General features: G+C 37.1%; 16 protein-coding genes. 15 read left to right on the forward strand and 1 reads right to left on the reverse strand.

The window, feature by feature from the left end; all coding sequences use genetic code 11:
* Positions 1-2: 2 nt before the first annotated feature.
* From BQ7352_RS10960 to BQ7352_RS11020, 13 genes are all read left to right on the forward strand, one after another.
* Positions 3-1205 carry an aminoacetone oxidase family FAD-binding enzyme gene (locus BQ7352_RS10960; protein ID WP_072449258.1) on the forward strand — a complete coding sequence of 401 codons (1203 nt, stop codon included), beginning with the start codon at positions 3-5 and terminating at the stop codon, positions 1203-1205.
* The gene (locus BQ7352_RS10965; protein ID WP_072449259.1) at positions 1199-2788 is read left to right on the forward strand and encodes an NAD(P)/FAD-dependent oxidoreductase; all 1590 of its coding nucleotides are present in this window, start codon (positions 1199-1201) and stop codon (positions 2786-2788) included. Before BQ7352_RS10960 ends, BQ7352_RS10965 begins: the two co-directional genes overlap by 7 nt.
* 75 nt (positions 2789-2863) lie before the next feature.
* Positions 2864-3559 (forward strand): RadC family protein, encoded by a 696-nt coding sequence (gene radC / locus BQ7352_RS10970; RefSeq protein ID WP_072449261.1) that lies wholly within the window; start codon positions 2864-2866, stop codon positions 3557-3559.
* 28 nt (positions 3560-3587) lie between these two features.
* Positions 3588-4577, forward strand: coding sequence for a rod shape-determining protein (locus BQ7352_RS10975; RefSeq protein ID WP_072449263.1), 990 nt, complete (start codon positions 3588-3590; stop codon positions 4575-4577).
* A gap of 26 nt (positions 4578-4603) precedes the next feature.
* The gene (gene mreC / locus BQ7352_RS10980; RefSeq protein WP_072449265.1) at positions 4604-5464 is read left to right on the forward strand and encodes a rod shape-determining protein MreC; all 861 of its coding nucleotides are present in this window, start codon (positions 4604-4606) and stop codon (positions 5462-5464) included.
* Complete coding sequence (gene mreD / locus BQ7352_RS10985) at positions 5461-5994, forward strand: rod shape-determining protein MreD (protein WP_072449266.1); 534 nt, start codon at positions 5461-5463, stop codon at positions 5992-5994. The genes mreC and mreD overlap by 4 nt, the downstream gene beginning before the upstream one ends.
* A complete protein-coding gene (locus BQ7352_RS10990) occupies positions 5979-8873 on the forward strand; it encodes a penicillin-binding transpeptidase domain-containing protein (protein ID WP_072449268.1) in 2895 nt (964 codons plus the stop codon). Before mreD ends, BQ7352_RS10990 begins: the two co-directional genes overlap by 16 nt.
* A 57-nt stretch (positions 8874-8930) precedes the next feature.
* The gene (gene minD, locus BQ7352_RS10995; protein WP_072449270.1) at positions 8931-9719 is read left to right on the forward strand and encodes a septum site-determining protein MinD; all 789 of its coding nucleotides are present in this window, start codon (positions 8931-8933) and stop codon (positions 9717-9719) included.
* A gap of 17 nt (positions 9720-9736) precedes the next feature.
* Positions 9737-10000, forward strand: coding sequence for a cell division topological specificity factor MinE (gene minE, locus BQ7352_RS11000; RefSeq protein WP_072449271.1), 264 nt, complete (start codon positions 9737-9739; stop codon positions 9998-10000).
* 42 nt (positions 10001-10042) lie between these two features.
* Positions 10043-11173, forward strand: coding sequence for an FtsW/RodA/SpoVE family cell cycle protein (locus BQ7352_RS11005; protein WP_072449273.1), 1131 nt, complete (start codon positions 10043-10045; stop codon positions 11171-11173).
* The gene (locus tag BQ7352_RS11010; RefSeq protein WP_004221858.1) at positions 11170-11565 is read left to right on the forward strand and encodes a methylglyoxal synthase; all 396 of its coding nucleotides are present in this window, start codon (positions 11170-11172) and stop codon (positions 11563-11565) included. Before BQ7352_RS11005 ends, BQ7352_RS11010 begins: the two co-directional genes overlap by 4 nt.
* Positions 11549-12553: a D-alanyl-D-alanine carboxypeptidase family protein gene (locus BQ7352_RS11015; protein WP_072449274.1), complete on the forward strand. Its 1005-nt coding sequence runs from the start codon at positions 11549-11551 to the stop codon at positions 12551-12553. The genes BQ7352_RS11010 and BQ7352_RS11015 overlap by 17 nt, the downstream gene beginning before the upstream one ends.
* Before the next feature lie 122 nt (positions 12554-12675).
* Positions 12676-13095 (forward strand): twitching motility protein PilT, encoded by a 420-nt coding sequence (locus tag BQ7352_RS11020; protein WP_072449276.1) that lies wholly within the window; start codon positions 12676-12678, stop codon positions 13093-13095.
* Positions 13096-13174: 79 nt separating this feature from the next.
* Here the strand turns inward: BQ7352_RS11020 and BQ7352_RS11025 are convergent, their stop codons facing one another.
* Positions 13175-13390: a DUF378 domain-containing protein gene (locus BQ7352_RS11025; RefSeq protein WP_072449277.1), complete on the reverse strand. Its 216-nt coding sequence runs from the start codon at positions 13388-13390 to the stop codon at positions 13175-13177.
* A gap of 140 nt (positions 13391-13530) precedes the next feature.
* Between BQ7352_RS11025 and BQ7352_RS11030 the strand changes: the two genes are divergently transcribed.
* Complete coding sequence (locus BQ7352_RS11030) at positions 13531-15012, forward strand: HlyD family efflux transporter periplasmic adaptor subunit (protein ID WP_072449278.1); 1482 nt, start codon at positions 13531-13533, stop codon at positions 15010-15012.
* A gap of 15 nt (positions 15013-15027) precedes the next feature.
* Positions 15028-15723 (forward strand): YggS family pyridoxal phosphate-dependent enzyme, encoded by a 696-nt coding sequence (locus tag BQ7352_RS11035; RefSeq protein WP_072449280.1) that lies wholly within the window; start codon positions 15028-15030, stop codon positions 15721-15723.
* Positions 15724-15733: the final 10 nt, after the last annotated feature.

Raw genomic sequence — 15733 nt, forward strand, 5'->3', positions numbered from 1 at the left:
CTATGGAAAAAAAGAAGGTCTGTATTGTAGGCGGCGGAGCTGCCGGTATGATTGCTGCTATTATGGCAGCCAGAAATCATGCAACTGTCACTGTTTTAGAACATAATGAAAAAACCGGGAAAAAGCTGCTGGCAACGGGCAATGGACGTTGTAATCTCACAAATGAAAAACAGGAAAAAGGATGTTATCACAGCGAACATCCTGATATTCTCTGGGATGTACTGCAAAACTTTTCTTTCCAACAGACACTGAATTTTTTTAAAGAAATTGGCATTTATCCTGTTTCAAAAAATGGATATTTTTATCCTTCCAGCATGCAGGCATCCAGTGTACAAGAATTATTGGAAATGGAAGCTCGTTTTTTAAAGGTAAAAATAAAATGCAAAGAACATGTAAAAGAAATTAAAGTATCAGGTGATGCAATAGAAGGCTCGCGTTTTTCAGTAGTGACAGAAACATGGCAATATCCTGCTGATGCCGTTATTCTTGCCTGTGGATCCTGTGCTTCGGAAATTGACGGAGCTGACGGAAGTGGATATACTTTGGCTAAACAGTTGGGATTAAAAGTGATAAATCCACTTCCTGCTTTAGTTCCGCTAAAAGGAAAAGGAAATTACTTTTCAAAGTGGAGCGGCACTCGGATTTATGGAAAAATACACTTACAGTCCTGTAATAAAATTATGCAGACAGAAGAGGGAGAATTGCAGCTTACCGACTATGGTGTTTCCGGTATTCCGGTATTTCAGCTCAGTGGTCTGGCAGCTCAGTTGCTTCATAATCAACATTCGGTTATTTTGAATATAGACTTTTTGCCTGACTTTACAAAAAAAGAATTGGAAGACCTTCTTCAAAAAAGAAAAGAGCTCTGCCCATATAAAACAACAAAAGAACTTTGTATTGGTCTGCTCCCGAAAAAGCTGATTGAGGTTTTAGTAATTAAAAACATGGAGCTTTCAGAGCTGACAGAGAAAATTAAATCTTTTCCTCTGGAAATTGTGGGAACAAAACCCTTTTCCAATGCACAAGTATGTCAGGGTGGTGTATCTTTAGAAGAAATTTCTTCAGAAACCATGGAATGTAAAAAAATCCCCGGTTTATATCTGGCAGGAGAACTATTAGATGCAGATGGTATTTGCGGAGGTTATAATCTCCAGTGGGCATGGTCCAGCGGCGCTTGCGCAGGAAAGGAGGCTGCTTTATGGTAAAAATTCAACAGATAAAACTTCCTGTTTCTCATACAAAAGAGGATTTGGAAAATAAAATCAAAAAGCTTTTAAAAATTTCTTCCAGTGATTTAATTTCCTGGACAATTCGCCGTCAGTCTTTAGATGCAAGGAAGAAACCAGAGCTTTTCTTTGTTTATACCATTGAAGCAGAAGTAAAAAAAGAAAAGCAGATTTTAAAAAGAGTAAACAATAAAAATATTATGTCAACAACTCCTGTGAAATTTTCATATTTGAAAACAGGCAATACTGTTTCTCAAAGACCTGTGATTGTGGGTAGCGGTCCTGCAGGGCTTTTTTGTGCTTATTATCTGATACAGGCAGGTTTAAAGCCTCTGATTATCGAGAGGGGAGAAGCTGTAGAAAATCGTTTAAAAACCGTAGAAAAATTTTGGAATACAGGAACTTTAAATACAGAGTCCAATGTGCAATTTGGAGAAGGGGGAGCCGGAACCTTTTCAGACGGAAAATTAAATACCCTGGTAAAAGATACAAAAGGACGTAATCAGGAAGTTTTAAAAATCTTTGTGAAATTTGGAGCGCCTGAAGAAATCCTCTATCAGCAAAAACCTCATTTAGGAACAGATGCATTAGTTGGTATTGTAAAAAATATGCGAAATTATATTAAGGATGCCGGTGGAGAGTTCCTTTTTTCTACTAAAATGACAGATATTCACATTAAAAATAAAGAAGTAAAGGCAATTACTGTTAATGAAACAGAAAAATTGGAAACAGATTGCTTAGTTCTGGCTATCGGACACAGTGCCAGAGATACTTTTGCCTTACTAAAAGATAAAAAACTACCTATGGAGGCGAAGGCCTTTGCAGTAGGACTGCGCGCAGAACATCCACAAACCATGATTAATTTATACCAATACGGTGAAGAAAAATCCCAGTATCTTGGGGCTGCATCTTATAAGCTTACACATAAGTGTAAAAACAATCGAGGTGTTTATAGTTTTTGTATGTGTCCCGGCGGGTTTGTAGTTAATGCTTCTTCTGAAGAGAAAAAATTGGCTGTAAATGGCATGAGTTATCAAGATCGAGGTTCTGATAATGCCAACAGTGCTTTAATTGTTACAGTCACACCAGAAGATTTCCCGGGAACAGATGTGCTTCGTGGCATGGAATTTCAAAGAAAACTGGAAGAAAAAGCTTATGAACTTGGAAATGGAAACATCCCCCTTCAGTTGTATGGTGACTTTGTGGAAAACAAAACGTCAAAAACTTTTGGCAGTATCCTTCCATGTATGAAAGGTGGTTATTCTTTTGCTAATCTAAGAACATTACTTCCGGAAGAATTGAATACTGCACTGATAGAAGGAATTGAGGCCTTTGAAAAGACAATTCCCGGGTTTTCCAGAGCAGATACCATCTTAAGCGGAATTGAAAGCAGAACTTCTTCTCCTATACGAATTGTTCGAAATGAAGCATTTGAGTCTGAAATTCATGGAATTTATCCTTGCGGAGAAGGTGCCGGTTATGCCGGAGGCATCACGTCTGCTGCCATGGATGGCTTAAAAGTAGGAGAGGCAATTATGAAAAAAATCATAAATTTTTCTTAAGACGTATACATCGTTTTTAATCTGTGCTACAATGAAAATTGTTATAGCCAACTGCCGGAGAGCTTATAACAAAGAATGACAAAATATACAACAATCCATGAAATGCCTGAAGAAGACAGACCTTATGAAAAGTGTCTTCGTCTGGGCGCAGAATGCTTAACGGACAGCGAACTTTTAGCAGTTCTTTTAAGAACTGGTACAAAAGGCAGCCCTTCCGTAGAAATGGCAGAAGCAGTTTTACGGCTTTCCAAAGACAGGGAAGGACTTTTAGGACTGCATCATTTAAGCCTTACGCAATTGCAGGGGGTAAAAGGAATTGGAAAAGTAAAAGCAATACAAATTAAATGTATCGGAGAGCTTTCCAAGAGAATTGCTACGGCAACTGCAAAAAAAGGGCTTTCTTTTCAGCATCCCGCAAGTATTGCAGATTATTATATGGAACAGCTTCGTCATGAAGAACAAGAACTTTTAATCTGTATGATGCTGGATACGAAAAATCATTTATTAGGAGATGAAATGATTTTTAAAGGAACGGTTAATAGTTCTCTAGCCAATCCCAGAGAGATTTTTCTCTCTGCTGTTTCTTACCATGCAGTGGGAATTCTCTTAGTACATAACCATCCCAGCGGAGATTGTACACCCAGTGAGGCAGACATTTCTTTTACCCAGAGAATAAAAGAAGCTGGTGAATTATTGGGAATTCCTTTACTGGATCATATTATTATTGGGGACTGCAAATATTTAAGCTTTCGTGAACAGGGGATTTTTTAAATGTTAAAAGATAAAGGGGAGCATTCAAATGCTATTACACAAAACCTTTGGAGTAGACCTTGGAACAAGCACAATAAAAATTTATGCACAAGATAAAGATACTATTATTACAGAAAAAAACATGATAGCCATTCGAAACCAAAATCAGATTTTGGCAGTAGGAAATGAGGCATATAAGATTTTTGAAAAAAATCCGTCTAATGTATCTGTAATTTCTCCTATGGCTTATGGAAAAATTGCAGATATCAATCATACTGAGATGGTTTTACAGGCTTTACTTGAAAAGATAAATGCAGGTGGTTTATTTAATAACAATTTATACCTGGCTGTTCCTTCAGATTTATCAGAAATAGAGCAGCGTGCCTACTATACCATTGGAAATTCCAACAGAAAAAGTAAAATTTATATGATAAACAAGACCATCGCTGATGCGGTGGCTCTTGGAATTCCTATCAATCATACAAAAGGAAGCATGATTGTCAATATAGGAGCGCAAAGTACAGAAATTTCTGTAATTGAGAGAGGAAAAATCGTTTTAAGCAAAATTGTTGCCATGGGCGGAACTCAATTAAATGAAGCGATTGTAAATGAAGTACGAAAAAATTATAATCTTCATATTGGAAACAGAACGGCCCGAAGGCTGAAATTTTCTCTGGCATATTTAAAGGAAGATATCAAAGAAGCCAGAAAAATTGTAGGTGTTGACAGTCTTTCAGGTCTTCCCAGAGAGGGGATTATCCCTTCTGATATGATTTATGAAACAATTTTAGGACCGGTTCGCTCCATTTGTCAGGAAATTCGTTCTTTTTTAGAAAGAACACCACCTCAAATTTACCAAAATATTCTGGAGGAAGGTATATTTCTTGCCGGAGGAACTACAAGAATTCCTGATATTGACTGGTTTTTAAGTCAGGAAACAGGGCAAAAGGTACGTTTATCCGGATATTATGAGCATTGCACCGTTTGCGGATTAAAAGAAATTATCGGAAACCGTACTTTACACAAGTGGGTTCAATAACAAAAAGAAAAGCTGAGGTTTTAAACATGAAAAAGAAGCGTAGTTGGACATTTAAAAGTAAACATGTCCTGATAGCCATGAGTTTAATCTGTATTAGTCTTATGATTTTTGCAGCGGCAGTAAAATTTCCCGTTGCACCTATAAGAAATGCAGCAGGCTATATCATTGTTCCTTTTCAAAAAGGAATTAACCAAATCGGAAAAGTTCTGGATAATGCAACAGCGGGATTTCAGGACAAACAATCATTAGTAAAAGAAAATAAAAAACTTCAGAAAAAAGTAGATGAACTGACTGCAGAAAACAGCCGTCTCACACAAGGCTTGACGGAATTGGAAAGTTTACAGGAGCTTTATCAGTTGGATCAAAGCTACAGTGAATATGATAAAGTAGCTGCCAATGTAATTTCTATGGATGCCGGAAATTGGTTTTCTAATTTTACCATTGATAAGGGTACAGAAGATGGAATTCAGAAAGACTGCAATGTAATTGCCGGAAGCGGTCTGGTAGGAATTGTAACCGAAGTGGGAAAAAACTGGGCAACTGTGCGATCTATTATTGATGATACCAGCAATGTCAGTGCCATGACTATGAGTACGTCTGACCGCTGCATTGTAGCAGGAGATTTGCGGCTAATAGACGAGGGAAAACTTCAATTTATTCATTTGAAAGATGAGGATGATAAAATTCAGGAGGGTGAAAAAATTGTCACTTCCGATGTCAGCGATAAATTTTTAAAAGGTATTCTCATCGGATATGTCAGCGATATCAAAGAAGATCCCAATAATCTGACAAAGACGGGAACGTTGACACCTGCTGTGGATTTCGAACATCTAAGTGAAGTTTTGGTAATCAAAGAACTGAAACAGCAGAAAGGGGATGCCGAATGAGAGTCAAGCGAAGAGTAGCAGAAGCTGTTATTATCTTATTATGCTTTATTTTACAGGGAACTGTTTTCCAGACACTGTCTATTGGCTCTATTACGCCCAATCTCCTGCTGATTATTACAGTTTCTTTGGGATTTATGCAGGGAAAGATATCAGGACTTTGGATTGGCTTTTTCTGCGGTATTTTACAGGATATTTTTTATGGAAATCTTTTAGGTTTCTATGCTTTAATCTATCTGTGCATCGGCTATGCCGCCGGATGCTGCTGTAAAATTTTTTACGATGAGGAAATCCGTGTTCCCATGCTGTTAGTAGCTGTGGGAGATTTGTTATATGGCACAATGGTTTATGGGATGCAGTTTCTGATGCGGGGACGTCTGGAATTTTTCTATTATTTTGGAAGATTTATTATTCCTGAGATGCTGTATACCGTATTGATAACTGTTATTCTTTATAAACTTTTATTTAAATTAAACAAGAAAATGACAGAACTGGAAATGAAAGAGAGAGATTCCATTTGGCTAAGAAAATAAAAAAAATATTGAAAAAAATCGGGTTAAAAAGAACTACTGTACTTATTTTAGTATTTTGTATTCTGTTTGGAATATTATTGCAGAGACTTTTTTCTCTGCAGATCATTCACGGAAAAGAATATGCAGATAATTTTAATTTGAGTATTACAAAGGAACGAACTTTAAAAGGAACCAGAGGAATTATCTTTGATAGAAACGGAAAGCCGCTTGCCTATAACCAGCTTTCCTATTCTGTTATTCTGGAAGATAATGGGACATATGAAACTACCCGAGAGAGAAATCTTACTTTAAACCATATTGCTTATGAAATTCTCAATATATTAAAAAAGCATAATGAAACTTTAAGTGTGGACTTTCATATTATTCTGGATGAAGAGGGTAATTATGCCTTCGACACTACTGGTTTTAATCTCAATCGTTTTAAAGCCGATGTATATGGACAGGCAAATATCGAAAAGCTGAAAAAAGAAGAGCTCAATGCAACTCCGGATAAAATGATAGCGGATATGTCTAATGAAAAACGCTTTGGACTTATCAATGAAGAAAAGCCCTATACAAAGGAAGAGTTGGAAAAATATGGACTTCCGGAAAGCTTTACAAAAGAAGAAACTCTGGATATTCTTAAAATCCGCTATATTCTTTCTACAAACAGCTTTAAAAAATATGTTCCTGTAACATTAGCTACCAATGTCAGTGAAGAAACCGTAGCAGAAATTATGGAACGCAAAGATGATCTTCAAGGTGTTGACATAGAAGAAGACTCTATCCGTGTTTATGATGATGCAGAAGCTTTTGCTCCTATTATCGGTTATACAGGGAAAGCAGATGCAGAGGAGCTGGAAACTTTAAAAAAAGAAGGTTATAAATATTCTGCAGATGCAGTTATTGGTAAAACCGGTATTGAAAAAATAATGGAAACACAATTGCGAGGAACGGATGGCTCGGATAAAGTCCTTGTTGATACTATGGGAAAAGCTTTGGAAACTGTCAAAAATTCCAGAAAAAATCCCAAATCCGGAAATAATATTTATTTAACACTGGATAAGGATTTACAGCGTATCTGTTATGAAGTTCTAGAACAGAAAATTGCCGGTATTTTAGTTTCTAATATTATTAATGCAAAAGAATTCAAGGTAGAAGAAGGAATGGATACGGCAGCGATTAAAACGCCTATCTATGATGTATATAATGCATTAATTGAAAACAGTGTGTTAGATATCAGCCATTTTAAAGAAGAAGATGCAACAGAGCTGGAAAAAACAGTTTATGGTGTTTTTCAGCAACAACAGGAATATGTTTTTCAACAGATAAAAGAGGAACTTACAAAGGAAAATCCTACAGCGTATAAAGATCTTCCAAAAGAAATGCAGGAATACCAGAGCTATATTGTCAATGAATTTCTGACACAGAAGAAAGAGATTTTATCTATGGATGCCATTGACGCTGCAGATCCTACTTACATTGCATGGTCTAAGGATGAAAGTATCAGTTTAAAAGAATTCCTGACTTATGCCGCCGGAAAAGACTGGATTGATATTTCACAGTTTTCCGCTGAGGGAGATTATCTGGATTCTAATCAGGTATATACAGCCTTAGCTGACTATCTTACCAGCTCCCTTGCAGAAGATTTAGGATTTTCTAAAATTGTTTATAAATACATGCTTCAGTCTGATATGATTTCAGGTACACAGCTTTGTATGCTTTTGTACGATCAAGGGGTTTTAGAAGCAGATGAAACAACTTATAATGCCTTGAAATCCGGTTCTATGAAAGCGTATAATTTTATGATAGAAAAAATCAATAATTTGGAAATTACACCTGCACAGCTTGCTTTGGATCCATGTTCCGGTTCTGTAGTAATTACAGATGTTAAATCCGGTGAAACACTTGCCTGCGTTACTTATCCGGGGTATGATAATAATCGTCTGGCAAATAACATGGATACAGAATATTTTGCAAAGCTTTCTCAGGACTTATCAAGACCATTTTATAATAAAGCAACCCAGCAGCTGACAGCTCCCGGATCTACATTTAAAATTGTAACTGCTGTAGCCGGTATGGAAGAGGGCATTGTAGACAGCAACTATGGTGTTGTATGTAACGGACAGTTTGATAAAATTGCAAATGGTCCTTACTGCTGGAACCGCTCCGGACACGGATATATGAATGTAGTATCTGGTATTACAAATTCCTGTAACGTATTTATGGGACAGGTTGCTTATGATTTAGGAACAGATAAAAACGGCAGTTTTTCTGATGCCCTTGGTATTGATAAGCTTCAAAAATATGCAAATATGTTTTTGTTAAATGAAAAATCCGGCTTGGAAATTACCGAAGCTTCTCCTCAGATTTCAGAAGAAGATGCTATTCGTACTTCCTTTGGACAGGCGAAGAACAATATGACAACTTCCCAGTTAGCCAGATATGTAACAACTATTGCCAGTCGGGGAACCAACTATGAGCTTACCCTTTTTGATAAAGCAACAGATGCTGACGGTAACCTGGTAGAGGACTACCAGCCAACAGTAAAAGGTGAAATGGACGTTGCAGACAGCACTTGGGATGCTGTGCATCAAGGTATGCGTGGTGTCGCAAAAAATAGTACTATTTTAAGTTCTATGAAACTTTCTGTTGCCGGAAAAACTGGTACAGCTCAGGAGGATATGAGCCGACCGTCCCACGGTCTCTTTGTTGGATTTGCTCCTTATGAAAATCCTGAAGTGGGCGTGGCAGTCCGCATTGGTAACGGATATTCTTCCGGTAATGCGGTAAGTGTAGCAAAAGATATTCTCAACTATAAGTACAATTTTGCAGATGAATCCGAGATTGTTACAGGTGCAGCAACTGCCAGTGACACAACAACAACGCATAACGACTAAACAGAAATCTGTAGAGCACATACGAAAAAGAAAAAGAGGGTATCAGGAGGATTTTGTATGAGTGAAATTATTGTAATTACGTCTGGAAAAGGCGGTGTGGGTAAAACCACAGTGACAGCAAATATCGGTTTGGGATTGGCAAAACTGAACAAGAAAGTAGTTGTAGTCGATACCGATATCGGACTTCGAAATCTGGATGTTGTTCTGGGATTAGAAAACCGCATTGTCTATAATCTTATCGATGTAATTGAGGGAAGCTGTCGGATGAAGCAGGCGCTTATTCGAGACAAGCAGTGTGATAATCTGTTTTTACTGCCTTCCGCTCAGACAAAAGATAAAACTGCCATCACACCGGAACAAATGGTAAAATTAACAGAGGCACTATCGGAAGAATTTGATTATATTCTTTTAGATTGTCCTGCCGGAATTGAGCAAGGGTTTAAAAATGCTATTGCAGGAGCAAGCAGAGCAATTGTGGTAACTACTCCGGAAGTTTCGGCTATTCGCGATGCAGACAGGATTATAGGACTTCTGCAGGCAAACGAAATGCCGCAAATTCAATTAGTCATTAACCGCCTTCGTATGGATATGATTAAACGTGGAGAAATGATGTCAGTGGAAGATGTGTCCGAAATTCTTGCCGTAGATTTATTGGGCGCTATTCCCGATGACGAAGCAGTAGTCATTGCAACCAATCAGGGAGAACCTCTATGCGGTAAGGACTCCCTGTCAGGAAAAGCCTTTGAAAATATTTGCAGGAGAATATCGGGAGAAGACGTTCCCCTTATGGAATTTAGAACAAAAAAAGGTGTTTTCAAACGAATTTCCGGTATTTTCAAAAAATAGAAGAAGGAGGATTAGGAATGTTTCGATTTCCATGCAGACCATCCGGTTTTGTTGCAAAAGACCGTTTGAAGCTGCTCCTTACTTCTGAGCGGCTGGAATGTAGTCCACAAATGATGACCATGCTGCAAAATGATTTAATCCGTGCTGTAAATAAATATTTTGCCGTACACGAACAAAAAGTAGAAATCCGCTATCGCAAAGATACGGCTACGGTAACAGCATCTATTCCCTTACAGACGGATATTAAAAATTCATCTCCGGGCATGCTGTTTCAGAGATGATGAAAGGAAACTTTAAAGACAAGAAGAAAAATAGGTGTTTTCATGATTAGACAATACAAATTACGAGATTACAACTTCAGATTGGTAATTGTTCTTATTGCATTGACCTCTATGGGGGTTTTGCTGGTAGGAAGCGCAGATCCGAGTTTACAGAAAAAACAGTTTTTAGGAATGATTTTAGGCCTTATTGTCATGGTAATTGTTTCTCTCATTGATTTTAGCTGGATTTTAAATTTCACTTGGATTATGTATGGTGGAAATATTATTTTGCTGATTTTAGTAAAAATAATAGGAACTGACGTAAATGGAGCACGACGCTGGCTAAGTATCGGAGGTTTTCAGTTTCAACCCACAGAATTGGCAAAAATTATTTTAATCCTATTCTTTGCCAAATTTTTTATGGACCATGAAGAAGACTTAAATACTCTGCGGACAATAGTAAAAGCCGTTGTCCTGCTTGCCATTCCGTTGTCTTTAATTTTATCACAGCCGGACTTGAAAAATACCATTACGGTTGCTATACTTTTTTGTATCATGATTTATGTTGCAGGATTGAGCTACAAAATTATCGGCGGTATTCTTTTAATTTCAGTACCTATGGTAATTGTTTTCCTGTTTATTGTTGTACAGCCTGACCAAAAATTACTTGATGATTACCAGCGTGATAGAATTATGGCTTTCTTAAACTCAGAAGATGATGCGTATTCTGATGATGTTTTACAGCAGGAAAACTCTGTAACAGCCATTGGCTCCGGACAACTTACAGGAAAAGGACTTAACAACAATGAAGTAGCATCTGCCAACAAGGGAAATTTTGTTTCTGAAAATCAGACAGACTTTATTTTCTCTGTGGCAGGAGAGGAGCTGGGATTTATTGGCTGTACTGCCATTTTACTTATGCTGTTTTTAGTGATTTTGGAATGTATCCGTGTCAGTCTTCGGGCAAAGGATGCTTCGGGCAAGCTCATCTGCTGCGGTATTGCATCTTTAGTGGGAATACAGACGTTCATCAATATCGCCGTAGTAACAAAAATTCTGCCAAACACCGGAACACCCCTTCCCTTTGTCAGCTATGGACTGACCTCTATTGTCAGCCTTTACATTGGAATGGGACTTGTGTTAAATGTGGGATTACAAAAATATAGAACTTACAGGGAGGTTGAAAAATCATGAACATCGGATTGATTGCACATAACTCAAAGAAAAAACTAATGCAGAACTTTTGCATCGCATACAGAAATATTCTGTCTAAAAATACATTGTATGCCACAGGTACTACCGGAAGACTGATTGAAGAAGCTTCTAACCTGACTGTTCATAAATTTCTTGCAGGACATTTAGGCGGAGAACAACAGTTAGGGGCTATGATTGAACAAAATGAAATGGATTTAATCATCTACTTACGTGAGCCTTTAGCTCCCCAGAAGCAGGATCCGGATGTAAAGCGTATTTTTATGTTGTGCGATACTCATAATATTCCTATGGCAACAAATCTGGCAACTGCGGAAATGATGATTCGTTCCTTAGGAAGAGGAGAGCTGGATTGGCGTGAAATGTATAAATAAAAAACGAAAAAAAGCAATCTTTTTAACATTAGCAGCTATAATTTTATTGCTCTTTGTGATTTTGGCTGTTGTGCTTTTTTTCAATCGTACAAATTTCAAAGAGGAATTCCCCTATAACAAAAGTATACAAGCTTTTGGAACCTCTGCAAAAGAAGACGCTTTAGTAGCTCCGGGACTTGCCAGCAATCTCTGCGTTGGAGAAGACTTTACGCAAATGGAAGGCATTCAAAGCATTTCCGAAGAAATGGCCGGATTTTTTTCACTTTCCGAAAGAAGTATTCCCTTTTCCAATCATTTATATGAAAAAGTAGAACCCGGAAAAATAACACAGCTTATGACTGTTTTACTCGCTGCAGAACATTTAAATCCAGAAGAAGAAATTGTCATCGAAGAAGATGATCGAGTGTATGGAAAAGGAGTCAGGAGCTGTGGTCTTCGACAAGGATATCATGTTACTGTTAAACAGCTTTTGAATGCTGTAATTATTTCTTCGGCAGAGGATGCCTGCCAGGCTCTTGCCAGACTTACCAGCGGTTCTCAAGAAAGCTTTGTCAGTCTGATGAATGAAAAAGCAGCAGCGCTTGGTATGACCAATACACATTTTACAAATGCTACAGGATATTCTTCGGAGGAGCAATATATTACAGTTTATGATATTTATTTGTTGCTCAATGAGTTTTTAAAATATCCGGATTTATTAAATGCCATGTCCTTATCAGATTATACAATGAGCTACACTACGGAAAAAGGCGAGCTAAAACAGCAGTGGCTGGATGGGGATAATCTTTTTACAACAGGAAAGGTAACAATCCCCAAAGATGTTACTATCTTAGGAGGAAAAACTTTCACTTCAAAATCCTCTAACTATGCAGCATTATTAACTCAAAATAATTATGGAGAATTTTATATATCCATTGTATTTCATGCCAATACAGAAGGTGCGCTCATAGAAAGAATATCTGAGATGTTAACACAGACAAATAGATAAAAAATCACTATATTTTTTTATTTTACCATTGAATTTTCAAACAATATGCACTATAATTATTTTAACGATAACCACGTTTTTGGTAAATATACATATTACGTGCGGCTAAGGAGGAAATTGCGATGGTTCAGTTAATTGTAGGCGAAAAAGGAAAAGGAAAAACAAAAATACTTTTAGACAAAGTAAATAAGGAGATTAAAGAGGCAACCGGTACATTTGTTTATCTGGATAAGAGCAAGAAACACATGTATGAGTTAAATAACAAAGTACGTCTGATTGATTTGTCTGAGTTTGATGTTCAAAACAGCAGTGAATTTATAGGATTTCTTTCCGGTATTCTTTCACAGGATAATGATTTAGAAAGAATTTTCCTGGATAGTTTTCTTAAAATCTCAAAAGTAACAGATGAAGAACTTGCAGATGTATTAAAACGCCTGCAGACAATGGGCGAGAAATATCAGGTTTCTTTTGTACTCAGCGTTTCAAAAGATGCAAGCCAATTACCGGAATGTGCAAAGGATATGATTCTCGTTTCTATGTAATAAGCGATTTGTCCAAAAATATAAAAAATACAAAAGCCACCACTCAAAAGTAAACTTGTGTGGTGGCTTTTTCCGTGGACTATATCTTTTCGCCAAAAGCTTCAATTCTTCCAAATAAAGTAAAAAGATACAAGCCACAAATTCCAACCAGTGCATAAATAATTCTGGTTACCCATACCATATCTCCAAATAAAAAGGTTACCAGATTAAATCGGAAAAAGCCAATAAGCCCCCAGTTAACTGCACCGATTAAAGCAATTACTAATGCTGTGTAATCTAAAGCTCTGCTACTCATAAATAAAGCCTCCTTTATCCTTATTTAGTGTGTCCGCAAATTTCTGTTTCTATACAATTTTTTTCTATTGTGCTTCCATATAGAAAATGTTAAAATAAAATATAATGCTGAAGAGACAATGAAGACAAAGGAGATTAAAGTTGTCAATCGGGAAAAAAAGTTTTAAAAAAATCAAACAGTTTTTTCTGTTTTTAAAAAAATTATTTACATTTAATATTACAACCATTATGTTTGGCGTTTTATTGTTGTACATGATCATTACCGTCATTTTATATGCTACTTCCGGTCATGTTACCTCTTATCAGGTTACGGTAGGGCCATTGACCAAAAATCCTGTATGCAATGCTCTTGCCATTCGTCAAGAGCAGATTGTACCGGCCGGCGGATCCGGTTATATTGATTACTATGCACGAGAAGGTATGCAGGTGCGAAAAAATGGTTCTGTATATGCACTGGATAATCAAAAGACAGAGACTTCAGATATAGACCTTTCTGCTGAACAATTAGAAAAAATGAGAGCCAGTATGGCAAAATTTTCTTATGGTTTTCAAGGAAGTGATTTTTATGATACTTACAGTTTCAAATATGAATTACAGGGAAACATTCTTCATGCTTCCGGTGTAATGGAGTCCTCAGACAATTCTCAGGAAACCGAAAATGAAGACAGTGGTGTTTTAAAAGGACAAGCAATTGGAGACTCTGTTTCTCTTGGGAACCAAAAGATTTTCACTTCCCCGGAAGCTGGAGTTGTGGTCTATTCTACAGATGGCTACGAAGAAAAAAACCCGGAAACATTGACGGAAAATGACTTTGATGAAAAAGCTTATAAAAAAACTGAGCTTTTAACAAACGAAAAGATTAAAAAAGGGGAACCAGTGTACAAGGTAATTACCAGTGAAGAATGGACTTTAATGGTTCCTCTTACGGATAAACTGGCTGCTACAATAGCAGATAGAAGCAGTATCAAAGTGAAGTTCTTAAAAGATGGCGAAAGCCAAAATGGTACATTATCTATTGTGACTATTGGAGAACAAAAGGTTGCACAAATTCAATTAAAGAATGGTATGGCACGTTATGCATCGGACCGTTTTCTGGAGATTGAACTGGTAGTAAATACTCGAAGCGGCTTAAAAATACCGGTAAGTTCTATCGTCACAAAAGAATTTTATCTTATTCCAAGAGATTTCCTTGCTAACGGAAATAATACAGAAGGAAAAGGATTTATACGGGAATTACAACATAAAAACAAAGCATCGACCACAGAATTTGTAGAAGCTGTCATTTATAAAGAAACCGATGAAGAAGGAAACGAAATCACCTATGACAATGCCGAACTTTCAGGTGGATACTGCTATGTAGATAAAGAAACCTTCAAAGAAGGGGACGTTCTGATTAAGCCTGATTCTAACGAAACCTTTGTTGTAGGTGAAGTCGATTATCTGGAAGGAGTGTATGGCATGAATAAAGGTTATGCTGTCTTCCGACAAATCGAAATTCTCGATCAAAATGAAGAATATTGTATTGTAGAGCAGGGTACTTCCTATGGTCTTCAGCCGTTTGATTATATTGTATTAGATGGTGAAGAAGTAAAAGAAGAAGATATTCTGTCTGGTACTTACTAAGGAAAGGAGACTATTATGAGTGTCTGTGAAAATTATAAAGAAGTGGAACAGCGTGTAGAAGCGGCATGTATGCGCGCGGGAAGGAGTCGCAAAGATGTTACTTTAATTGCAGTAAGTAAAACAAAGCCTGTTTCTATGATAGAAGAACTCCTTCCATTAGGAGTAACCGAGTTTGGAGAAAATAAAGTCCAGGAACTTACTGCAAAGGCAGAAATTCTCCCCTCTACTCTTAACTGGCATATGATTGGACATTTACAAAGAAATAAAGTAAAATACATTGTTGATAAGGCTTGTTTAATTCATTCTGTCGACTCTTTACGCCTTGCAGAGGAAATCAGTAAAGAAGCAGAAAAAAAACAGGTTATTGCAAATATTTTAATTGAAGTAAATGTAGCGGAAGAGGAAAGTAAATTTGGCGTATCCACAACAGAAGTAATTCCTCTGCTTGAAAAAATTTCACTTCTTCCTAATATTGCTGTTCATGGTCTTATGACCATTGCCCCTTACGTGGAAAATCCAGAAGAAAACCGGTGGATTTTTCATAAATTAAAAAATTTAAGTATTGACATTAAAGAGAAAAACTTTGATAATGTTACTATGGATGTCCTGAGTATGGGCATGACAGGTGACTATGAAGTCGCCATTGAAGAAGGGGCTACTCATGTACGAGTAGGAACCGGCATCTTCGGAGAAAGAAATTATACCATATAATAGATAGGAG

The sequence above is a fragment of the Blautia sp. Marseille-P3201T genome, assembly GCF_900120295.1.
GTDB lineage: Bacteria > Bacillota > Clostridia > Lachnospirales > Lachnospiraceae > Blautia.